At 62.6% G+C, this 20,613-nt stretch carries 19 protein-coding genes and 1 pseudogene; 8 read left to right on the top strand and 12 right to left on the bottom strand.

Going from position 1 to position 20,613, the window contains the following annotated elements:
• Positions 1-7: 7 nt before the first annotated feature.
• A complete protein-coding gene (locus ABTV87_RS03375; protein ID WP_007958482.1) occupies positions 8-904 on the bottom strand; it encodes a PA4780 family RIO1-like protein kinase in 897 nt (298 codons plus the stop codon).
• A 442-nt stretch (positions 905-1,346) separates the two neighbouring features.
• On the opposite strand from ABTV87_RS03375, the pseudogene ABTV87_RS03370 reads away from it, so the two are divergent.
• Positions 1,347-2,387 (top strand): annotated as a pseudogene (locus ABTV87_RS03370) (cache domain-containing protein); the annotation flags it as partial.
• Positions 2,388-2,525: 138 nt separating this feature from the next.
• Positions 2,526-3,293 carry a methyl-accepting chemotaxis protein gene (locus tag ABTV87_RS03365; protein WP_371850984.1) on the top strand — a complete coding sequence of 256 codons (768 nt, stop codon included), beginning with the start codon at positions 2,526-2,528 and terminating at the stop codon, positions 3,291-3,293.
• A gap of 49 nt (positions 3,294-3,342) precedes the next feature.
• Here the strand turns inward: ABTV87_RS03365 and ABTV87_RS03360 are convergent, their stop codons facing one another.
• Positions 3,343-4,620 (bottom strand): acetyl-CoA C-acetyltransferase, encoded by a 1,278-nt coding sequence (locus ABTV87_RS03360; protein ID WP_085666542.1) that lies wholly within the window; start codon positions 4,618-4,620, stop codon positions 3,343-3,345.
• Between the two features lie 177 nt (positions 4,621-4,797).
• Between ABTV87_RS03360 and ABTV87_RS03355 the strand changes: the two genes are divergently transcribed.
• The 4 genes from ABTV87_RS03355 (at position 4,798) to ABTV87_RS03340 (ending at position 10,664) form a co-directional block, all read left to right on the top strand.
• Complete coding sequence (locus ABTV87_RS03355) at positions 4,798-6,150, top strand: 3-oxoacyl-ACP reductase (protein ID WP_433898991.1); 1,353 nt, start codon at positions 4,798-4,800, stop codon at positions 6,148-6,150.
• A 2-nt stretch (positions 6,151-6,152) separates the two neighbouring features.
• Positions 6,153-7,007, top strand: coding sequence for a MaoC family dehydratase (locus tag ABTV87_RS03350; protein ID WP_433898990.1), 855 nt, complete (start codon positions 6,153-6,155; stop codon positions 7,005-7,007).
• 318 nt (positions 7,008-7,325) lie between these two features.
• Positions 7,326-8,858, top strand: coding sequence for a collagen-like triple helix repeat-containing protein (locus ABTV87_RS03345; RefSeq protein ID WP_433899832.1), 1,533 nt, complete (start codon positions 7,326-7,328; stop codon positions 8,856-8,858).
• A 135-nt stretch (positions 8,859-8,993) separates the two neighbouring features.
• Positions 8,994-10,664 carry a ShlB/FhaC/HecB family hemolysin secretion/activation protein gene (locus tag ABTV87_RS03340; RefSeq protein WP_433898989.1) on the top strand — a complete coding sequence of 557 codons (1,671 nt, stop codon included), beginning with the start codon at positions 8,994-8,996 and terminating at the stop codon, positions 10,662-10,664.
• A gap of 40 nt (positions 10,665-10,704) precedes the next feature.
• On the opposite strand, the gene ABTV87_RS03335 is transcribed toward ABTV87_RS03340, so the two are convergent.
• From ABTV87_RS03335 to cpaB, 8 genes are read right to left on the bottom strand one after another with little or no spacing between them, the layout of a single operon-like run.
• Positions 10,705-10,974, bottom strand: coding sequence for a DUF3613 domain-containing protein (locus ABTV87_RS03335; RefSeq protein ID WP_007958460.1), 270 nt, complete (start codon positions 10,972-10,974; stop codon positions 10,705-10,707).
• Between the two features lie 16 nt (positions 10,975-10,990).
• Entirely contained in the window at positions 10,991-11,713 is a 723-nt protein-coding gene (locus ABTV87_RS03330; RefSeq protein WP_007958459.1) for a tetratricopeptide repeat protein, read from the bottom strand.
• A gap of 34 nt (positions 11,714-11,747) precedes the next feature.
• Positions 11,748-12,632: a type II secretion system F family protein gene (locus ABTV87_RS03325; RefSeq protein WP_007958458.1), complete on the bottom strand. Its 885-nt coding sequence runs from the start codon at positions 12,630-12,632 to the stop codon at positions 11,748-11,750.
• Position 12,633: 1 nt separating this feature from the next.
• Complete coding sequence (locus ABTV87_RS03320) at positions 12,634-13,518, bottom strand: type II secretion system F family protein (RefSeq protein ID WP_433898988.1); 885 nt, start codon at positions 13,516-13,518, stop codon at positions 12,634-12,636.
• A gap of 18 nt (positions 13,519-13,536) precedes the next feature.
• Positions 13,537-14,805: a CpaF family protein gene (locus ABTV87_RS03315; protein WP_085609188.1), complete on the bottom strand. Its 1,269-nt coding sequence runs from the start codon at positions 14,803-14,805 to the stop codon at positions 13,537-13,539.
• The gene (locus ABTV87_RS03310; protein ID WP_007958455.1) at positions 14,802-15,992 is read right to left on the bottom strand and encodes a Flp pilus assembly protein, ATPase CpaE; all 1,191 of its coding nucleotides are present in this window, start codon (positions 15,990-15,992) and stop codon (positions 14,802-14,804) included. Before ABTV87_RS03310 ends, ABTV87_RS03315 begins: the two co-directional genes overlap by 4 nt.
• Positions 15,989-17,212: a type II and III secretion system protein family protein gene (locus tag ABTV87_RS03305; RefSeq protein WP_085609189.1), complete on the bottom strand. Its 1,224-nt coding sequence runs from the start codon at positions 17,210-17,212 to the stop codon at positions 15,989-15,991. Before ABTV87_RS03305 ends, ABTV87_RS03310 begins: the two co-directional genes overlap by 4 nt.
• Positions 17,213-17,228: 16 nt before the next feature.
• Complete coding sequence (gene cpaB / locus ABTV87_RS03300) at positions 17,229-18,173, bottom strand: Flp pilus assembly protein CpaB (protein ID WP_433898987.1); 945 nt, start codon at positions 18,171-18,173, stop codon at positions 17,229-17,231.
• A 340-nt stretch (positions 18,174-18,513) separates the two neighbouring features.
• Here cpaB and ABTV87_RS03295 point away from each other — a divergent pair, with 340 nt between their 5' ends.
• Positions 18,514-18,720 carry a Flp family type IVb pilin gene (locus tag ABTV87_RS03295; protein ID WP_240665000.1) on the top strand — a complete coding sequence of 69 codons (207 nt, stop codon included), beginning with the start codon at positions 18,514-18,516 and terminating at the stop codon, positions 18,718-18,720.
• A 71-nt stretch (positions 18,721-18,791) separates the two neighbouring features.
• A complete protein-coding gene (locus ABTV87_RS03290; RefSeq protein ID WP_007958451.1) occupies positions 18,792-19,199 on the top strand; it encodes a response regulator in 408 nt (135 codons plus the stop codon).
• A 22-nt stretch (positions 19,200-19,221) separates the two neighbouring features.
• Here ABTV87_RS03290 and ABTV87_RS03285 read toward each other — a convergent pair whose 3' ends face one another.
• Together ABTV87_RS03285 and ABTV87_RS03280 are read right to left on the bottom strand one after the other, a co-directional pair.
• On the bottom strand, positions 19,222-19,998 hold the full coding sequence (locus tag ABTV87_RS03285) for a response regulator transcription factor (RefSeq protein WP_309475633.1): 777 nt from the start codon (positions 19,996-19,998) through the stop codon (positions 19,222-19,224).
• A 125-nt stretch (positions 19,999-20,123) separates the two neighbouring features.
• Positions 20,124-20,594 carry a prepilin peptidase gene (locus ABTV87_RS03280; protein WP_085609191.1) on the bottom strand — a complete coding sequence of 157 codons (471 nt, stop codon included), beginning with the start codon at positions 20,592-20,594 and terminating at the stop codon, positions 20,124-20,126.
• Between the last annotated feature and the right edge of the window lie 19 nt (positions 20,595-20,613).

Raw genomic sequence — 20,613 nt, 5'->3', positions numbered from 1 at the left:
CAGATGCTCACTGCATCCACGGTGGCGGAGGCGGTTCGTCGGACTTGCCCTTGGGTTCGTCGTCCGCCGCGCGGATGGCTTGCTTGCGCTCCTCATCCAGACGCGCCGCTTCGATCTCGCGCAGCACCCCGCCGACATCGGCCAGGTCCTCGGGATCGTCGAACTCGCCGGTCAGCACGCTGGCCGGGTGCAACGTACCCGCTTCGTACAACGCCCACATTTCCTTGGCGTATTTGGTCTTCTTCAACTCCGGAGCAAAGCGGCCGAAATACGAAGCCATGTTGCCGACGTCACGCTCGAGCATGCTGAACGCGTGGTTGTTGCCGGCGGCGTCCACCGCTTGCGGCAGGTCGATGATGACCGGGCCGGTCGGTGTCAGCAGCACGTTGAACTCCGAGAGGTCACCGTGCACCAGACCGGTACACAACATCAGCACGATCTGCGAAATCAGGAACGCGTGATATTCGCGGGCCTGATCCGGCTCCAGCACCACGTCGTTCAGACGCGGGGCGGCATCGCCGAATTCGTCGGCCACCAGTTCCATCAACAGCACGCCGTCGAGGAAGTCGTAGGGCTTGGGCACTCGCACACCCGCGCCGGCCAGACGAAACAGCGCCGCGACCTCGGCATTCTGCCAGGCGTCTTCGGTCTCTTTGCGACCGAATTTCGACCCCTTGGCCATCGCCCGGGCCTGTCGGCTGTTGCGAACCTTGCGGCCTTCCTGATACTCGGCCGCCTGGCGGAAACTGCGTTTGTTCGCCTCCTTGTAGACCTTTGCGCAACGTAACTGATTGCCGCAGCGCACCACATAAACAGCTGCTTCTTTGCCACTCATGAGTGGACGCAGCACTTCGTCGACCAGACCGTCCTCGATCAGGGGTTCAATGCGTTTTGGAGTCTTCATCAGCTTTTATTGTGGGTCCTTTATTACCAAACACGCGAATGTCATTCGTTATACGGCAATCCTCGCATCACGGGGAGGGGTTGCCGACCTGTGAACCTGTGGATGCACACACTGTGCCGGATAAACCGGGCCGATCCGCCGCTTTATCGGCCGCTGCGAATCATAGCCGAGGCTGTCGAGGTTGTTGGCGACAGGACTTGAGGGCATTTGCGACAGAATCTGACATCCCGTTGCACGCAGCTCGTAAGAATTTTCTCTTCCGGCCTCAATTTCCCCCTCCGGCAGCCGAATTCCTCAGAGACAGAGGAATTTGTCCGACAATCGTTCCAAAAAAATCTTCGATGTCGCACTCAAGGAAACGGGTGGAAAACAACGTTTTTCGGCTGCCAATAACCGCGAGTCATCTGCACTGCGTGGGCCTACAAGAAAATCTGGAGCGCGGATGAACATCAAACAGAAGTTGACCTGGGCGTTTGCAATCATCGCCTGCTTGCCCGTGGTGCTGGTCGCCACGCTGGTTGTACTGAACCTGCGCAGCGATGCCCGGGACGATTTTGTCGACAGCAGCGGGCGCGAGATCCGTCAGGTCAGCAACGCCATGCAGCTTTTCTTTGACGGCATCAGCCAGAACGTCGATTACCTGGCGACGCAACCGCTGGTGAAGAACGCCGACGGCAGCGTTCGCAGCCGCATGAGCGCCAACGCCGCCGATACCTCCGATGGCGAGATCGACAAGCAACTGTTTGCACTGTTCGAAGGGCTGGCCAAATCCCACCCGGCCTACTCCTACGTGTCCTATGGATTGAACAGCGGCGGCTATGCCTTCTGGCCGGGCGATCCAAAGATGGCCAACTACGACCCGCGCACCCGCCCGTGGTACAAGACCGCCATGGCCAACCCGGGCAAGACCCTGCGCACCGAGGCCTATTACTGGGCCGGCGACGACGCGGTTCTGGTCAGCACCGTGCGCGCGGTCGCCAACCAGTTGGGCGCCCAGGGTGGCGTGGTCAACATTGACGTGTCGCTCAAGCAACTGACCGAGATCGTCAAACAGATCAAGCTCGGTGAAAGCGGTTACCTGATGCTGATGGAGAACACCGGCACGGTGCTGGTCGATCCGAAGCAACCGGAGCACAACTTCAAACGACTCGACAGCCTCGGCGACGGCTACGCGCAACTGGCCAAGGCCGGCAAAGGCCTGGTTGACATCGAGCTCAACGGCGAACGCTACATGGCCAACGTCTGGCCCTCGGAGCAACTGGGCTGGACCTTCATCGGCCTGATCAAACAGAACGACGTAATGAGTTCGGCCACTCAACTGACCTGGCTGATCGCAATCATCGCTGCGGTGTTGGCGGTGTTCTTCGCCGTGGTCGGCGCCAGTTTCGCCAGCCTCATCGTGCGGCCGATCCGCAGCGTGGCCAGCGGTCTGGAAGGCATCGCCCAGGGCGAAGGCGACCTGACCAAGAACCTCGACATCCGTGGCAGCGACGAAACCGCGCAACTGGCCAACTGGTTCAACCAGTTCCTCACCGCGATCCGCAGCCTGATCCAGCACATCGGCGGCGCGGCCGGGAAAATCCTCGCCACTTCGCAGAGTTCGACCCGGGTTTCCGGCGACATGGCCGAAGCCGCCGGACGCCAGCGCGAAGCGGTGGACATGGTCTCGACCGCGTTCCACGAAATGGTCGCCACCGCCAACGAAGTCGCCCGCTCTTGTAGCCAGGCAGCGGAGTCGGCCGACAGCGGCCAGCGCCAGGCCCGCGAAGGTCAGCAGCAGATCGATGCGGCGGTGCACAGCGTCGATCAACTGAGCCAGGAACTGGAGCAGTCGGCGCAGTCGATGCAACAACTGGAGCGCGACAGCAACGACATCCAGTCGATCCTCGGCACCATCCGTTCCATCGCCGAACAGACCAACCTGCTGGCGCTCAATGCGGCCATCGAAGCAGCGCGGGCCGGTGAGCAAGGCCGTGGTTTTGCGGTGGTGGCCGATGAGGTTCGCGCACTGGCCAAACGCACGGCGGATTCGACGGCGGAAATCGACGGGCTGCTGGGCAACCTGGCCAAACGCACCAGCGCGGTGACTCAGCAGATGCGCGCCAGCCTTGATGTGTCGCAGCAATCGGTGGCACGCATTGGCGAGGCGCGGGAGAGCTTTGGGCAGATTCGTGAGTCGGTGGATGTGATTCGCGACATGAACACGCAGATTGCGACTGCGGCGGAAGAGCAGCATCAGGTGGCCGAGGACATCAATCGGCACATCAGCCAGATTCATGGTGATGCGCAACTGGTGGCGGAGCTGGCGAATTCGGCGCGGCTGGATTCGCAGAGTCTGGCGGGGTTGTCGAATGAGCTGGATGGGTTGGTGCGGCGGTTCCGTACCTGAGTAACCTTTGGAATCCCCTCTCCCTTTGGGAGAGGGGATTCTTGTTCTTTCAGCGCTCGATGATCGCCGTCACACCTTGCCCCCCCGCCGCACAAATCGAAATCAACCCCCGCCCCTGCCCCGCCGCATCCAGCAACTTCGCCAGGTTCGCCACGATCCGCCCGCCCGTCGCGGCAAACGGATGCCCCGCCGCCAGCGAGCTGCCCTTGACGTTCAAACGGCTACGATCAATCGACCCCAACGGCGCGTCCAGCCCGAGCCGGGTCTTGCAGTATTCCGGATCTTCCCAGGCCTTCAACGTGCACAACACCTGCGCAGCAAAGGCCTCGTGGATTTCGTAGTAGTCGAAGTCCTGCAAGGTCAAACCATTGCGCGCCAGCAACCGTGGTACCGCATATACCGGAGCCATCAGCAGCCCTTCGGCGCCGTTGACGAAATCCACCGCCGCCGCTTCGCCGTCGCGCAGATACGCGAGGATTGGCAGACCACGCTCCTTCGCCCACTCCTCGCTACCCAGCAGCACCACCGAGGCGCCATCAGTCAGCGGCGTGGAGTTGCCGGCGGTCAGCGTGCCCTTGGCGCTTTTTTCGAAGGCCGGTTTCAGGGTCGCGAGTTTCTCCAGGGTCAGGTCCGGGCGCAGGTTGTTGTCGCGGGTGAGGCCGAGGAACGGGGTCATCAGGTCGTTGTGCCAGCCTTCGCTGTAGGACGCCGCCAGTTTGTGATGGCTTTCGAAGGCCAATTGATCCTGTTCCTCGCGGGGGATGTTCCAGGTCTGCGCCATCAACTCGCAGTGCTCGCCCATCGACAGGCCGGTGCGCGGTTCGCCGTTGCGCGGAAACTCGGGGATCAGGTGTCTCGGGCGCAATTGCAGGAAGGTCTTGAGCTTGTCGCCGGTGGTCTTGGCGCGGTTGGCTTGCAGAAGGATCTTGCGCAGGCCTTCGCTGACGCTGATCGGCGCGTCGGACGTGGTGTCGACGCCGCCGGCAATGCCGCAATCGATCTGGCCGAGGGCGATCTTGTTTGCCACCAGCAACGCCGCTTCCAGGCCGGTGCCGCAGGCCTGTTGAATGTCATAGGCCGGGGTCGCCGGTGACAGGCGCGAGCCGAGCACGCATTCGCGGGTCAGGTTCATATCCCGTGACAATTTCAGCACCGCCCCCGCGACCACTTCGCCGATGCGCTGGCCGTGCAGGTTGTAGCGTTCGATCAGGCCTTCGAGGGCGGCGGTGAGCATCACCTGATTGCTCGCGGTGGCATACGGCCCGTTGGAACGGGCGAACGGAATGCGGTTGCCACCAATGATCGCGACGCGGCGCAGCTGACTCATGAAATGCTCCTTGTGAAATATCCGGACTGAAAATCGAGCGCTGAAAACCCGGTCGGGCCACAAAAGCGCCGAGGGCAAACTACTCTGCTGTTCTAGCGTAGGCCTTATTGCGTGGATCGAACGATTGATTGCCCTTCGCAGTCCACACTTTGAACCCCATCTTCTGGAGAGCGTTCCATGTCTGACCGCTATATCGACTTCGCCAACTCGTCCATCGGCCACCGCCTGGTCGGAGCCCTGGGCCTGCCGTCGCCGGTGAGGCTGGAACGCTGGCAGGCCGGGCGCCTGCGGCCGGTGGAAGGTGCGCTGCTAATCGGCGGCGGGCCGCTGGCCGAGCGGGTCAGCACCTTCGCCAATCGCCTGACCGACGCGATCTACCGCTACGGCGACCAACCGGCGACCGCCACCCAATGGATTCCCGGCCATGGCCCGAAACTCAAGGCCGTGGTGTTCGACGCCAGCGATTTGCAGCACACCGACCAGCTCAAACAGCTGCGCGAATTCTTCCAGCCACTGATGAAGAACCTCGACAGCAGCGCGCATCTGGTAATCCTCGGCCGCGCCCCGGAAACCCTGCGCGAACCGTTTGCCGCCAGTGCGCAGCGCGCGCTCGAAGGTTTCTCCCGCTCGCTGGCCAAGGAGCTGCGCAGCGGCGGCACGCTGCAACTGATCTACGTCGGCGAAGGCGCCGAGGATCAGCTCGAAGGACCGCTGCGGTTTTTCCTCTCGCCAAAAAGCGCATTTGTCTCCGGGCAAGTGATTCGTCTGACGGCCTGCGCCACTCAAGTTACCGACTGGACCCGCCCGCTGGCCGGGCGCAAGGCGCTGGTCACCGGCGCGGCGCGAGGCATCGGCGCCTCCATCGCCGAAACTTTGGCCCGTGACGGCACCGAGGTGATCCTGCTCGACGTGCCGCCCGCGAAAACCGATCTCGAAGCCCTGGCCGCTCGCCTCGGCGGGCGCGCCATCACCCTCGACATCTGCGCCGAAGACGCCGCTACGCAACTGATCGAACAGTTGCCGGACGGCCTCGACATTCTGGTGCACAACGCCGGCATCACCCGCGACAAGACCCTGGCCAACATGACGCCCGAGTTCTGGGACGCGGTGCTGGCGGTCAACCTCAACGCCCCGCAAGTGCTGACCAAGGCCCTGCTCGACAGCGGCACCCTGCGCGATAACGCGCGGGTGATTCTGCTGGCCTCGATCAGCGGCATCGCCGGCAATCGCGGGCAGACCAATTACGCGGCGAGCAAGGCCGGCCTGATCGGACTGGCCCAGGCCTGGGCGCCGACGCTGCTGGAACGCGGCATCAGCATCAACGCCGTGGCGCCGGGGTTCATCGAGACCCAGATGACCGCGCACATCCCCTTTGGCCTGCGCGAAGCCGGCCGGCGCATGAGTTCGCTGGGCCAGGGCGGCCTGCCGCAAGACGTCGCCGAAGCCGTGGCCTGGCTGGCCCAACCGGGCACCGGCGCGTTCACCGGGCAAGCGTTGCGGGTGTGCGGCCAAAGCGTTCTGGGGGCCTGAACATGACCATCGAATGGCAAACGCTGCACCACGAGCCGAGCCTGCCGGGGCTGTATGCCCGGGCGGCGACCCGACGCAAAATCACCGGCACCACTCTGCCCGACAGCGGCTTGCGCTGTGCCGTCGAGGTGGATGGAAAACGGCTGGCGGCGTATCGCAAGGTCTGCGGTTTCACCGATGACGGTCTGCTGCCGCCGACCTATCCGCATATCCTGGCGTTCGCCCTGCAGATGCAATTGCTGACGGCCAAAGAGTTTCCGTTCCCTTTGCTGGGGCTGATTCATCTGAGCAACCGCATCCGCGTATTGCGGCCGATGGGCGGGATCAGTCGTGCGCAAGTCAGCGTCCGGGTGCATAACCTGCAACCGCATCCGAAGGGCGCGACCTTCGATCTGCTGACCACCCTCGACGATCAACTCGGCCCGTTGTGGGAAGCCGAAAGCCGGATGCTCTGTCGTGGCGTGAAGCTCGAAGGCGAAGCGATCGAACAGACCTGGGAGCCGACACTGCCCCTCGCGCAAGTGGCGCAATGGAAGGCGCCGACGGACATCGGCCGGCAGTACGCGAAAGTCTCCGGCGACTACAACCCGATTCACTTGAGTGCCGCCAGCGCCAAGCTGTTCGGTTTCCCAACCGCCATCGCTCATGGTCTGTGGAACAAGGCCCGGACGCTGGCGGCACTGGCGGATCATCTGCCCAAGGCCAACCTTGAGGTCACCGTGCATTTTCGCAAACCGGTGCGCCTGCCGAGCGAGGTGAGCCTGTTCGCCAGCGCGGCCGGTTCCAGCGGTGAGTTACGCCTGATCGGCGCCGGGGATCTGGAGCACATGGCGGGCAACTGGCAGCCGGTAGCCTGACATCGAGGCCGGGAAAACCTGCTCAATTGTGTATATATCACTTAAGTTTTCCCGCGCCGCACAAACGTCCCTCGCCGAAACCCAGCCTTGATTTTCAAGGCTTTTTTTTGCGCGCCTATATCCTCGGTATTAGTCGTTAGGCGGCACTCGCCGCCCCCTGCATAAAGGCGTTAATACCAACTTGAGAATGGCGTGGATCCAGCCTTGCGACTGATATGAGCACAACGGACGAAGGCATTGCCGGCAACAGAACCGGCGAGCCGTCGAAGTCAACGAACGTTGTCACAGGTGCAAGGAATAACCCTCATGAAAACCCACATGAAAGCTCAGGCGTGGTGCAAGTCGGCAACAGCACTGGCCCTTATTCTCTCTCTCGGTCTGGCCGGTTGCAGCAGTGGCGGCGGCGGTCATCACAGCAGCTCCGGCAGCTCTTCCCCCGACAGTTCGACTGCGGGTACTGGCGGCACGGGCGGTACCGGAGGCACCGGTGATACGGCGGGCACGGGTGGCACCGGCGGAACTGGCGGCACGACGACCCCGACGGATCCAACCAATCCGACCAATCCCACCGACCCGACGGACCCGACCAACCCCACCAATCCGGGCACTCCGACGCCTCTGGTTACCACCACACTGGTGCAGGACGTCGGCAATACCGTCAGCGGAGTGGGTAATGGTGTCGGCCAGGTCGGTGACTCCCTGAGCGGCGTGCCGGTCGTTGGCGGTGTGGTGCAAAGCGCAGCGAAAACCGCCGGCAACGTGGTGACCACGCTGGGCGACGGCGTAGCCAACGGCATCGGCAAACTGGCGACCACCGACAACGGTCTGGGCGTCACCGCTTCGGCTGTCGGCGGCGTGGTGCAGGATGTGGGCAACGGCGTGTCCGACCTCAGCGGCAAACTGGCGACTGCCACCGGCAGCGTTCCAGTGGTCGGCGGTGTGGTGACCAAAGTCGCTCCACTGCTCAACGGAGTCGGTGAAAAAGTCACCATGCTCGGTGACACGCTCAGCACCGCTACCACCACCGGCCCGCTCGGCTCGGTTACCAAAGAAGTGGGCAGCAAACTGGTACCGGTGATTGCCATGGTCGAAAGCACCACGGACAAACTCGGCAGCGCTACGGGGCTGGGTGCTCCCGTAAACGGCCTGCTGCAGAAAGTCGGCAGCACCGTCGATGGAGTAGGCGACAAAGTCACCGACGCCGGCAACGGCAACGCCCTGACCAACACTGTCGGCGGTGCCTTGAGCAATGTCGGCACCGCTGTCGGCAAGGCCGGTGGACTGGTCGCCAACGGCACCGGTTCGGGAACGGGCGTCGGTGGTGGTCTGGGCAACAATGGCTTGCTGCAAACCGTCGCCGGCGCAGTCGTGAACGTCGGCGCCGGCTTGAGCAGCGGCAATGGCACTCTCGCCGCACCCGGTGGCGTGCTGGCAGCGGCCGGCAACACCGTGGCCTCGCTCAACACCGTGCTCGGCGGCTCGGGCTCGCCGATCACCAGCCCGACCACTCCGTTGGCAACGCTGGGCAACAACGTCGGTGCCGGACTTGCACCGGTCACCACTGCGGTCACCAGCCTGACCCAGAATGTCGGCACTGCCACCGGGCTCGGCTCTCCGGTCGCCGGTCTCACCGGCCAGGTTGGCGGCGCCGTCGGCAATCTCGGCAACACGATTGCCAGCACCAATGCCAATCCTGTCGTCACCGCGGTCGGCAACACCGTCACCACGGTGGGCAACACGGTCACAGCAGTCGGCGGACTGGTCAACGGTGGCACTGCCACCGGGACCGGCGGCGGACTGGGTGGCGTCCTCGGCGGCCTCACCGGCGCCCTGGGCGGTCGCAATCGCTGATTTGCACCTGGCCGATTCGACGGCCTTACCTACAGCGCCTACGCTTGGTTGAGGGCGGAAGATTCCCACGAGTCTTCCGCTTTTTTCTTAGGAGAAACCCAGCCCCGTGCTGCGGGTTTGAACATGGAGTGTCCTATGCGCGTCATGGCATCCCTGCTGTTGCTCAGTCTCAGTTCCACCGCCCTCGCCGACACCCTGCCCAGCTTTCTCAACAGCAACGAAACCATCCGCAACCTGCCGGTGCCGAACCTGCCCGCCGACGCCTACCGGCCGAACGCCGCGCCGCTGCAAGTGCCGGAGCCCGGCGCCACGGCCGCCCAGCCGTTGCTGATGGGCACGAAGATCAACCTCAGGACCGTGCAGATCGAAGGCGGCACGCTCTATCCACTGAACGAACTGGCCGAAATCTACAAACCCCTGATCGGCCGCGAGAGCAGCCTCGCCGACCTGATCGAAGCCACCCGCACGATCACCCGTCGTTATCAACAGGACGGTTATCTGCTGTCCTACGCCTTCCTGCCACAACAAACCTTCGATGACGGCGTGGCGCGCGTGGTGCTGGTGGAAGGTTACGTGCGCGACGTGCAGATCGCCGGCGACGTCGGACGGGTCAAAGCCCTGCTCGACCGGCTGGCCGCCAAGCTCCAGGCCGAACGCCCGCTGACGCGCAAGACGTTCGAGCGCTACACCACGCTGATGACCCGCATTCCCGGCGTGACGATCCAGGCCCAGGTGCCGCCGCCCGGCACCACCGACGGCGCGACGACGCTGGTGGCCCAGGCCAGTCGCAAGCCGTTCACCAGCACCCTGAGCACCACCGAAGACAACCGCAACGGCACCCAGGCCCTGCTCGGCGTCAGCAGCAATTCACAAACGTCGATGGGCGAACAATTGAGCCTCAGCGGCCTGTTTCCACCGGGGGATGATCACGAGCATTACTACCGGCTGGACTACAACCAGTTCATCAACGATGAAGGCGCACAACTGAGTCTGTCGGCCTCACGCTATCGCGCCGACCCCGGCACCAACGTGCTGTTGAACAACGGACTGGAACTCAAGCCGCACCGTGAAAACGATCGTTATTCGCTCGGTTTCACCCTCCCGCTGATTGCCGCCTCGGATGAATTGCTGACCGCCGGATCGCGCCTGTACGCCGTCAACGACAAGACCCGCTACAAGGTGATCGGCTACCCGCTGAGCGTCGAAGAACGCACCGACATCCGCGCCCTCGCCTTCGAAAGCGACTGGCGCAAGGCCGATGCCCGGCAACTGCGGATCCTCAGTGGCGGCGTCTATCAGGGCTTCGACAGCCTGGGTGCACACACCAACAACAGCGCCATCGACCTCGACTTCTTCCGAGTGCGCCTGTCGGGGGTACAGAGCGACAAGTTCCTCGACAACTGGCAAGGAGTGCTGTCGGCTGCGTTGTACTGGAGCCGCGACACCCTGCCCGATAGCGAGCGCGCGGTGTTCGGCGGGCAGAATTTCGGCCGCGGATATCCCGACGATCAGGCATCCGGCGACAAGGGCTGGGGCGTGGCTTACGAGATCAACTACAGCTTCAACCGCGACGGCAACTGGGTGCGCATCCTGCAACCGTATTTCGTGCTCGACCGCTCGCGCAGCTGGTTCAATGAATTGCCGGTGCAGGCCAACAACCTGTCATCGGCGGCGTTCGGTCTGAGATTTGGCGATGCGAAGTACTACAACATCGCCCTGGAAGCCGCCAAGGCAATGTCGGATGAAGCGCTGGACACCTTCAATCGCCGGCCGCGCTACAGCATCAGTTTCAGCTATCAGTTATAGGCCGCTGCCGCAGGCAACTGCGGTGGCCTGCGAAGCGCGACTACTGCTTCTCGATCTTGCCACCCGCATCCGGGTCGTAGAAATCGGGAATCTCATATTTGTACTTCTTCAGCCAGCGCTGCATCGCCAGTTCACGCTCGGTGGCCGTGGCCGCCTGCGGATCGGGGGACGCAGCCTTGTTGCGGCTTTGCAGCAACAGCCAGCCTTCGGTTTCCTGCTGCTGCGCCGAGGCCGGGCCGGCATCGATGGCCAGTGCGCCGAGCGGCAGACTCAGCAGACTCAGGCAGCACAGCGTCTTGAACGTGTTCATGGCAGCTCCTTGAGGCTCACTTGATCGTCGCCGGTTGCGCATCAACCGCCACGGCAACCTGATTGCCAGCGACAGGTCTGGCCTTGACCGGCGACTTGAGTTTCTCCGCGCGTTCCTGGGCATCGGTGAACTGTTCCGGGGTCAGGTGCGCGCGGCTGACCACTTCCGCAGCTTGCTGCCAGTTGTTCTGGTAGAGCAGCAGGGTCACCAGATTCAGCGTCGCCAACTGATTGTTCTGCTTCAACTCGATGGCCGTCAGAAACTCGAAGCGAGCGTCTTCGAGCCGCAGCTGATTGAGGTACACCACGCCCAGATCGTTGCGGATGTCTTCATTGGTCGGCGCCAGCCGCGCCGCCCGTTGCAGGTGGGCCTGCGCCTGACCGTTGTCGCCACGGGCGGCATACAACTGGCCCAGGCCATGTTCGGCGTCGGCGTTCAGGCACGTGCCGAGCAGGCTGCGATACAACGGCTCGGCTTCGCTGCGTCCCAGCAGGCGATAGACCTTGGCTTTGCGCAGCCGCACCTCGACGAGGTTGTCGGGCAGGCCCTGCAGGTTGGCCAGGCTGGCGTGCAGCTTGCCGTCGTTGACCAGATCATCCGCCAGGTTCAGCGACAGTTCCTGTTCGGAACTCAACTTGCTGCAACTGGCCGGCGCCAGCATCGTCGTCCACGGCGCCTGACCGTCCGTTGCGCAACCGCCGAGCAGCAACAGACTTGCCACAACCATCAGTGCTTTCATCCATCGCTCTCCATCGCCATAGTCATTTTCATTGTCAGGACGCAAACGCCCGAGTGATTGCGGTAAAACCCGGGCCCGCCAAAACGATCAGCAAGGCCGGGAACAGTAACAGCATCATGACCACCGACATCTTCGCCGACATCTTCGAGATGTATTCCTGCAATCGTGTCAGGCGTCGGTCATCCAGCAGTTGCTTGAGCGTCAGCAGCGATTTCATCGCCCCGCCGCCCTGTTGAATCAGTTGTTGCAGGATCACGCAGGTGTCGGTGAACTCATCCACCGCCAGCATCGCGGCCGCCTTGTTCAACTCCTGTCCGAGCTCGAGGCCGGAGTCGACACGGGCCAGAATCAGGCGCAGTTCGCTGGTCAGCTCCGGCAGCAGTTTCTGCCCTTCGATACTGAGCACACGCAGGGCCTGTTCGACAGCCATGCCGGATTCGAACAGGATCCGCAGCAGCGGGATGAACGTCGACACTTCCACCGCGATGATTTTCTGCCGCCGGCCAGCGGCGTACGCCAGCAGGCGTTTGGGCACAAGATAACCAACGCCTGTGGCGATCATCGGCACCAGCCAGCCGTTGGGGGCGAGGGGGAAAAACACTTCTTTCAGAAACAGGCCAAGCCCCAGCGTCAGCAGCGGCGTGCCGATCTGGCACGCGGCAAACAGCGAGCGCTCGCTGGCCCGGCGCCAGCCAAGACGGCTGAGCAGGGTCTGGGTTTCACTGTCGATGCTCACCGAGCGCTGGCCGAACCGGCTGCTGCCCAGTGCCCGCAGCCAGTTGCCGAAACGGTTCTCGCGCACCAGGTGCCCCTGCAGACGCTGGTTGACCTGACGCACTCGACGCCGCTCGGTCAGCAGGTGATTGCCGACCAGCAACAGCGCCCCGAGCAACAGCATGAGACTGGCCAGCATCAGCATGTCAGACACTCCTCAACATGCGCCACAGCGCCAGGCAACCGGAGACCTGCAACACCACCGCGATAATCAGCATGGTCCGACCGCCCGAGTCGTTCCACATACCGAGCATGTAGCCGGGATTGGTCAGCATGAAGTAACTGACCAGGATCACCGGCAGCGATCCGAGCACCCACGCGGTCATCCGGGTTTCGCCGGTCAGCGCGCGCAGTTGCCGGGCACCCTGGTCGCGTTCGCGAATCAGCTTGATCAGGTTCTCCAGCAACTCGCTGGCATTACCGCCGTAGCGGTGGTTGACCTTCAGGCCCAGGGCGAACATGCGCAATTCGTCCTGCTCGTAGAGCTCGGCGAAATCACTGACCGCGTCCGGCAGGTTCACCCCCAGCTGCACGTTGCGCTGCACCCGGCCCATCGCGGCTTTCAACGGGTCCTCACTGGTTTCGATGCCGCCCATCACTGCATCGCTCAGGGTCCGGCCGGACTTGAGGCTGCGCACGGTGTGGTCGAGCAACTGCGGCAACTGTTCGATCATCCGCTTGAGCCGACGCCGATATCGCCACGCGATGTACAGCCGCAGAATCAGCGGCGGCGCGAGTATCAGCACCAGCAGACCGATCCAGTCGGCCAGCAGGTAACCCAGCATCGTGGCCACAACCCACAACGACAGCCAAAGCCCGAAGTGCTCGTTCGGCCGACCGAGGCCGGCCCGCAAAAACATCCGCTCCAGCCCGGTCCACGAGGTTTTTTCGGCAACGCCCTGGGGCTGCCCGGCGGCGAGGCGCGAGAGCACCCGTTCGTTGGCAGTCTTGCGCACACCTTGCAGGAACAGGCGAATCGACAGCCCCAACAACAGCAGGCAGAGGACGATCAGGATCACCGGTCCGATCATGACGAAGGCTCCATGCGCTTAGCCCAGACTCGACTCGTGCCGCAACTTGTCGCCGGCCGGGTTGACCGCCTCGCGCAGGAAGCCGAAACCGGTGCGCCGATCCAGACGGAACAGGGTGTTGGTGACGTACACGTCTTCGCGCACGCCGACCACTTCCACCACTTCACTGACACAGCGGCGGCCGTCGGGCATGCGGGTCAATTGAATGATCACGTCGAGCGCCGCGCAGATCATCTGCCGCAGGGTGCGTTCGGCCACCGTGCGCCCGGTCAGGCCGACCAGGGTTTCCAGACGCAGCAATGCATCCTGGGCGTTGTTGGCGTGGACCGTGCTCATCGAGCCGTCGTGACCGGTGTTCATCGCCGTCAACACGTCGAGCACTTCGACGCCGCGGATCTCGCCGAGAATGATCCGGTCCGGACGCATCCGCAGGGCGTTGCGGATCAGGTCGCTGGCCTTGACCTCGCCATGGCCCTCGGCATTCGGCGGCCGGGTTTCCAGGCGCACCACGTGAGGATGGCCGAGTTGCAGTTCGGCGACGTCTTCAATGGTTACCAACCGTTCGTGGGGGTTGATGAGTTGGCTGAGAATGTTCAGCAGCGTGGTCTTGCCGGTGCCCGTGCCGCCGCTGATCAGGATGTTGCAGCGCTTGCCCACGGCCTCCTGGAAGCACTCGAAAATCGGCAGGTCGATGGTCTGCATCGCAATCAGGTCGCTGCTCTTGAGCATGTCCTTGCGGAATTTTCGAATCGACAGGCACGGACCGTCGAGGGCGATCGGCGGGATGATCGCGTTGACCCGGCTGCCGTCGGGCAGGCGTGCATCGACCATCGGCGAAGACTCGTCCAGCCGGCGCCCGAGCGGCGCCAGAATGCGCTGCATGACCCGTTCGACGTGATGTGCATCGATGAAACGCAAGTCACTCTGATGCAGTACGCCGTCACGCTCGACGAACACCCGGTGCGGGCCGTTGACCAGAATCTCGGTCACGGCGCTGTCGCGCAGCAACACTTCCAGCGGGCCGAATCCGGTCAGCTCATCGACGATTTCTTCCGCCAGCCGCTCCATCTCGTAACGTGAAATCGCCAGGTGCAGACGGGCGATGTATTCGGCGACCTTGTCGGTGACGAATTGCGCCAGCAACTGCCGCGAACCTTCCAGCAGGTTTTTCCCGGACTCCTCGATGGCATCGATGATGTACCGATGCAGGACCAGTTTCAGGCCTTCGTGGTCGGTGTTGCCCGACTGGCCACGCGCCGGCGCACCGAAGAGTTTTTCCGGGCTCATGAGGTGCCTCGCAACCGGTCGAACCAGGTGACCTTGGGTTTGGCCAGGCCTTCGGAGCGTTTGGCCAGCCGTTCGCCGAGCACTCGCAGGCTCTGGGTGAGTTTCTCCCGGGGGGCCAGTTCAAACAGGCTGACGCCCTGGTTCTTGGCGTTCATGCGCAGCTCCGGACTCAAGGCCAGCACGGCGATCACTTCCAGGTTGAAGGTCTTGCCGAGGGTGTCCGCATCCGGCGCGACGTTGCTCAGATAGCGGTCGACCAGCAGCCGTCCGTGATCGAGTTTCATGCCTTTTTCCCGCCACAGATTGAACACCGCCAGATTGCGCCGGCAATCGAGAACGCTCTGGTCGGTGTACCACAGCAGCTTGTCGCAATGACTGACGAAGGTGCGCAGGGCTTCGCTGTCGGGCTGGCCGGTGAGGTTCACGACGATGTGCTGGAAGTGCTGGCGCAAGGCGCTGAGCAACATGTACAGCTCGGCGGCGCTGGTGCTTTCCAGCGGCTCGTCGTTGTCGGCGTACGCCAGAATCCGCAGCCCCGCTTCGGCGCTGGTGAAGGCACTGTCGATCAACGTGGCGTCGAGCCTGCGCAGGTGGCGCAAGGCATCGCCGAAGTGGAACGAACTCTCCAGCCCCAGCAACGCCAGGCTGTCGCCACGGGGCAGACCTAGATCCAGCAGCAGCGTCTGCTGTCCGCTCTTTTGCACCACCAGTGCCATATGGTTGGCCAGTAGCGCGCCGTCGGAACTGCTCTGTACGCCGTACAACACCGTCAGACCGCCCAGTTGTGCGTTATGGGTCACCGGCGGCAGGCGCTTGCTCAAGCGCCGCACCAGCCCGGCCACTTCGCTGGAACGCGAACCATAGGCGACGAAATCCCGTGCCCCGGCGCGCATCGCATTCAGTACAAGCTGATTGTCCATGCCATCGCCGAGGGCAACGATCGCCAGCATCGGTTTGGCCTCCAGCGCGCCTTCAATCAGCGCGCTCTGGGCCACCACGTGTTCGCGGTCGAGGCCGACGAACACCAGGCTGGCGAAGGTCACGTCCACCAGTGCGAGCAATTCGTCGAGGCTGCCGCCACCGGCACTGACCACCTGGCCCAACGGCGCAAGCGCGCTTTGCAGCCACTCCAGATCGGTGTTGTTGCGGGTGATGGCGAGGAAGGTCTGACTCAGGCTCTGGCTCATTGGGACAACCCGCTGCGCTTGTCGAAGTTACCGTTTTCCAGGAAGAACATGCGGTAGAAATTCGGATCGTAGTTGCGCAGTTTTTCACCCGGCAACGACGGCAGTTGTGCCTCCGCCGAGAGCGGGCGCACCAGATGCGGGGTGACGATCATCAGCAGCTCACGCTCTTCGCGTTTGATCTGCGAGCTTTTGAAAAAGGCCCCGAGCACCGGGATATCGCCCAACCCCGGAAACTTGTCGACCTGGGATGAGTTGGTGGTGCTGATCAGACCGCTGATGACAAAACTCTCGCCATCGGCCAGGGAAATGCTGGTGTCCGTGCGACGGATGGCCAGGGCCGGCACCGTGGTGCCGGCGATGTTCACCGCTTTGCTGAAATCCAGTTCGCTGACTTCCGGTGCCACTTTCAGGGCGATGCGATCGTGGCTGATGATGGTGGGCGTCAGGGTCAGGCGGATGCCGAATTCCTTGTATTCGATCGACACGTTGTCGCTACCGGAGCTGGGCACCGGAATCGGAATCTGCCCGCCCGCGAGGAAACTTGCGCTTTGCCCATTGAGAGCCACCAGGCTTGGCCGCGCCAGGGTGTAGGCGAAGCCGCTGCCCTCGAGGGCATTGATGATCGCCATGGTCTTGCCGCCGATCCACGAGAAGTTGAACAGCGCGTTGTCCACCGGCAATCGCGGTTGCGGGACGCCGTCGATGGGCGGCAGGGTTCCGGGTGAGCCGAACAGGAAGTTGCCGCGGGTGCCGATCAGCGAAGCCGACGCCTGCTTGAGCTTGGTGCGGCTGACTTCGACGAAGCGAATGTCGGTCTGGACCTGCGAGGGCAACAGCGCATCATCCGACGGCAGCGCACTGGTGTTGGTGAGGGCCGAAGTGGCGGCGCCCTTGACGAAGACCATGCTCTGACGCGGCTCGCTGGAGCAGCCGGTCCAGACCATGAGACTGGTAGCGCCCGGCGCCACGGCAGTGAGCAGGAACGAGGAATTGCCATTGGCATGCACGTCGGCGATTTTCGGATCACCGATGGCCAGGCGTGTGATCGCCACCGGTGATTGCATGTCCTGCTGCCAGCCTTCGTTGATTTCGATCACCGGCGGCAAGCGCCCGAGGGCCGCGCAGTTGCCGGTAGCCGCGTGCGCGGCATTGATTGACAGTCCCATCAGCAGCAAGGCCCGGAGCACGGGATTGAAGGTCGGCCAGGAACGACTCTGCATGCACTTGGATCCTTGCTCAGTCATGGGTTTTGTTGTTGGTCTGATTGCCGCGAATCACTTCCACTGCGGGCCGTGCCGCCACAGCTTGGTCGCCGCTCGACAACGCTTTCGGCGCTGTCCCCAGCGCCAGCTGCGTGAACTGGAAGAGTTGACTGTTGGCGGCGACCAATTTGTCCGGTGCCTGACTTTCGCCGGCCCAGTACTTGGCCAGGCGCTGTTCTTCACTGCTGCGCACGGCCAGGCGCAACGTCCCGACCTGAGTGGCGAGCATCATTCGACTCAACAATTGTTCAGGCACCGCCAGCACCACGGTGCGCGCGGTGAGCCGGCGCTGGTCCTGTTTGATCTTGTCGTCGGCACTCATTGCGGGAGCGGACGGCTGACCGTCGTTGGTCAGGCCGTACTGTTCGCCGACTCCCAGCACGCGCATGGCCGGTACCACAATCTGTGCCGACTGCTGCGGATTGCTGGCGTCCTGGCGCAGGTACAACAGCACGTCGACGTAATCCCCGGGGATCAACTGCCCGGCCGCACCGATCACTTCATCGACCGACACGGCCAGTGCGCGCTCGTCACTGTGGATCATGCGCGCCAGTGTGCCGCCAGCCTCGAAGCTTTCTTCGTTGAGCCAGGTGCCGGCGCTCAGGTGGCGCCACGGCGTGCGGCCCACGGCCTGCTCGATGGTGCCGAGGCTGCCGGCGGGGGCGCTGAGCAGTTTTTCAACGGCCAGATCGGCGGCAGTAAGGGGGGTGAATGGCGGGACGTCACGCACCAGCACCACGACAGGTTGACGGGTCTGGTCTTCGGCGGCAGCGACGGTTGTTTCGACGGTGACCACCGTCGGCGCGGGAGCCTCGGCCACCGGAGCGGGTTGGCGGCTGAGCACCAGGCCCCAATATCCGACAACGATGGCGCCCAGTAAAAGCACCGCTGCAAGGCCCATGGTCACACGACTGTTCATGACGGCTCTCCCTTTCCTGCTGCACTACCAGCCCGCACTTCCTACCAAGGGAACATCGCAATCAGGCAGCTATGAACATCCAACTATTTCGCTATTTCCACGCTAGCTGAAACAAGCCAAAACGCCATTACTGACAGGCAAATAACCCACGAAAGTATGGGTGTTGGCCAATTAGCAGTCGAAATACCGGGAGAGACGAAGCGACTAATCCTTTATGACTAATCCGTTCTTACAGTTGTTGGGAGGGGGTTTGTTGACAATGCTCAAATGGCACGGCGAACGCTTTGCCGCTGCCGTTTCATCGGCGCCAGGAGCGCAAAGGAGTGGGCACATGTTTCGAATGATCGTTGATTATTTAATGGCCAAAGCCCTGCTGTTGTACAAACATGAAGAGGGCGCTTCGGCAATCGAATACGCCATCGTCGTGGCCATGGTCGCCGTGGTGGTTGTCGTTTTTGTCACCCCGCTGGGTGATCGTATGCTGGCGATCTTCAACAACGTCCTGGTGTCGCTGGGCGGCACTGCGCAAACCCGGCCAACTCCGTAATCGAAGTTGCGCCAGCACCTTGCTGATGTCGGGCTACACTCGATCTTCCATTCAGCTTTCAGGTACTGCCCATGAACGTGTCTTCTTCCCCACGCCAACAGTTGCTTCTGGTTGACGACGAAGAGGACGCGTTGCTGGAGCTGGCGGAGTTGCTGGAAGGCGAAGGCTTCGTCTGTCATACCGCCACATCGGTCAAACTCGCCCTGCATCACCTGACCCGCCATCCCGATATCGCCCTGGTGATCACCGATCTGCGCATGCCGGAAGAGAGCGGCATGTCGCTGATCAAGCGTTTGCGCGAGCACACCTCGCGCCAGCATCTGCCGGTGATCGTGACGTCGGGACATGCGGACATGGAGGACGTGAGCGACATGCTGCGGTTGCAGGTGCTGGACCTGTTCCGCAAGCCGATCTATCACGTGCGGCTGCTGGAAACCCTCGACAACCTGTTTCCCAAGCCAAAGGTGAATGCCGGGTAAAGAGAATGCCCGGCAGTCCGTTTCAGTGGGCAGTTACCCGCTGACGCAAACCGGAATTGCCCGGCGATAACGCCAGCGCCAACTGCGTGCGGTTATGCATGTGGGTCAGGCGCAACACCTGCGAAACATAGAGCTTCACGGTGTTTTCGGTGATGCCCAGCTCACAGGCAATCTGATAATTGGTCTGCCCCTTGCCCACCAGACGCGCCACGTCCAGTTGCCGCGGCGACAGCTGATTGAAGATCGCCGGGATCTCCAGTTCACCGGTCTCGCGGGCGGTTTCGTCGCTGACCGGCGCCGGCCCTCGACGCACCTTGTCCAGATCCTGATAAAGATCGTCGATGGACGAAGACAGGTCCTGAAGCTTCTGGTTCAGATGGCCCAGTTGCAGGGTTTTCTGCCGCTCCTGCAGCACCGTTTCCTGGCGTTGCAGGCCTTCGAGCAATTCATCGAGATTGACCGGTTTCTGGTAGTAGTCGGCAATCCCGGCGCGCAAGGCCTTGATCACGTCCTGCTTGTCGGCGCGGCCGGTGAGCATGATCGCTTCGAACGCCCGGTGTTTGCCGGCCAGCCGTTGCAGTTCCTGCACCAGTTGAATGCCGTCCATGTCCGGCATGTGCAGATCGCACAGCACCAGTCCGATCGCGAGGTCGTCCGAAAAACGCTCGATCGCCTCTTTACTGGACTCGCACGGCACACAGCGGTAGCCGCTGCTCTCGAGAAATTCGCAGAGTTCTTCGACGATCAGAGGCTGATCGTCGACAACGAGGACTTTTACCGCAGATGTAAGCTTGTTCACGTGCCACTCCATGCCCAGGCCAAAGCTGACCATTCCTGTACTGTCAGCCGTCGGCTGTATAACCATTACCTTTGAAAGTAGACCCACTTTCCGACTATGTACATAAGACTAGTGGCGTTCGGCGACTAATGGATCCAAGGTAGCGCAAGCACAAAACCGATCAGCACGAACGGCGCAAATGGCAGCTTTTTTGACATGGATGGCGCCATATATCGAAGACGATGCCTAAGCCCTTGACTCATATGCAGCCAGAGTCTTGGCGCCAGAAGAATCCAGAGCAGGCTCGCCGCACCGGCGCCGATGAATATCCCGAGCAGCGACAGGCCGTCCGTCGAAAGACCGAGAGCTGTCATTAATTTCACATCGCCAGCGCCCATTCGCCCCATGAAATACCCCGGCAGCGTGAACGCCAGCGCCACGACACAGGCCCAGCCGCCCTGCCCGGCTTCGGCGCCCATCCAGGTGGTGCCGAAAGACAGCAGATAGACCAGCGCGAGAGCGGCGGCACCCAGCGTCAGAACGTTGGCAATCCTTCGTTGCCGGGCATCCTGAGCCGCGCACGCCGTCAACCAGATCAGAAGGACAAGGCTTTGCATGCGGTAAAAACCGTCCGTT

It is taken from the genome of Pseudomonas sp. PSE1(2024), from assembly GCF_050990555.1.
Classification (GTDB): Bacteria; Pseudomonadota; Gammaproteobacteria; order Pseudomonadales; family Pseudomonadaceae; genus Aquipseudomonas; species Aquipseudomonas aphyarum.
Note: the sequence above shows the minus strand (reverse complement) of the source record. Positions and strands in the feature narration are given on the sequence as shown.

Bases quoted from the DNA above. Each gene is read 5' to 3' on its own strand.
- ABTV87_RS03375 (WP_007958482.1), bottom strand. From the start codon at position 904: ATGAAGACTCCAAAACGCATTGAACCCCTGATCGAGGACGGTCTGGTC.
- ABTV87_RS03365 (WP_371850984.1), top strand. From the start codon at position 2,526: ATGGCCGAAGCCGCCGGACGCCAGCGCGAAGCGGTGGACATGGTCTCG.
- ABTV87_RS03360 (WP_085666542.1), bottom strand. From the start codon at position 4,620: ATGAGTCAGCTGCGCCGCGTCGCGATCATTGGTGGCAACCGCATTCCG.
- ABTV87_RS03355 (WP_433898991.1), top strand. From the start codon at position 4,798: ATGTCTGACCGCTATATCGACTTCGCCAACTCGTCCATCGGCCACCGC.
- ABTV87_RS03350 (WP_433898990.1), top strand. From the start codon at position 6,153: ATGACCATCGAATGGCAAACGCTGCACCACGAGCCGAGCCTGCCGGGG.
- ABTV87_RS03345 (WP_433899832.1), top strand. From the start codon at position 7,326: ATGAAAGCTCAGGCGTGGTGCAAGTCGGCAACAGCACTGGCCCTTATT.
- ABTV87_RS03340 (WP_433898989.1), top strand. From the start codon at position 8,994: ATGCGCGTCATGGCATCCCTGCTGTTGCTCAGTCTCAGTTCCACCGCC.
- ABTV87_RS03335 (WP_007958460.1), bottom strand. From the start codon at position 10,974: ATGAACACGTTCAAGACGCTGTGCTGCCTGAGTCTGCTGAGTCTGCCG.
- ABTV87_RS03330 (WP_007958459.1), bottom strand. From the start codon at position 11,713: ATGAAAGCACTGATGGTTGTGGCAAGTCTGTTGCTGCTCGGCGGTTGC.
- ABTV87_RS03325 (WP_007958458.1), bottom strand. From the start codon at position 12,632: ATGCTGATGCTGGCCAGTCTCATGCTGTTGCTCGGGGCGCTGTTGCTG.
- ABTV87_RS03320 (WP_433898988.1), bottom strand. From the start codon at position 13,518: ATGATCGGACCGGTGATCCTGATCGTCCTCTGCCTGCTGTTGTTGGGG.
- ABTV87_RS03315 (WP_085609188.1), bottom strand. From the start codon at position 14,805: ATGAGCCCGGAAAAACTCTTCGGTGCGCCGGCGCGTGGCCAGTCGGGC.
- ABTV87_RS03310 (WP_007958455.1), bottom strand. From the start codon at position 15,992: ATGAGCCAGAGCCTGAGTCAGACCTTCCTCGCCATCACCCGCAACAAC.
- ABTV87_RS03305 (WP_085609189.1), bottom strand. From the start codon at position 17,212: ATGCAGAGTCGTTCCTGGCCGACCTTCAATCCCGTGCTCCGGGCCTTG.
- cpaB (WP_433898987.1), bottom strand. From the start codon at position 18,173: ATGAACAGTCGTGTGACCATGGGCCTTGCAGCGGTGCTTTTACTGGGC.
- ABTV87_RS03295 (WP_240665000.1), top strand. From the start codon at position 18,514: ATGATCGTTGATTATTTAATGGCCAAAGCCCTGCTGTTGTACAAACAT.
- ABTV87_RS03290 (WP_007958451.1), top strand. From the start codon at position 18,792: ATGAACGTGTCTTCTTCCCCACGCCAACAGTTGCTTCTGGTTGACGAC.
- ABTV87_RS03280 (WP_085609191.1), bottom strand. From the start codon at position 20,594: ATGCAAAGCCTTGTCCTTCTGATCTGGTTGACGGCGTGCGCGGCTCAG.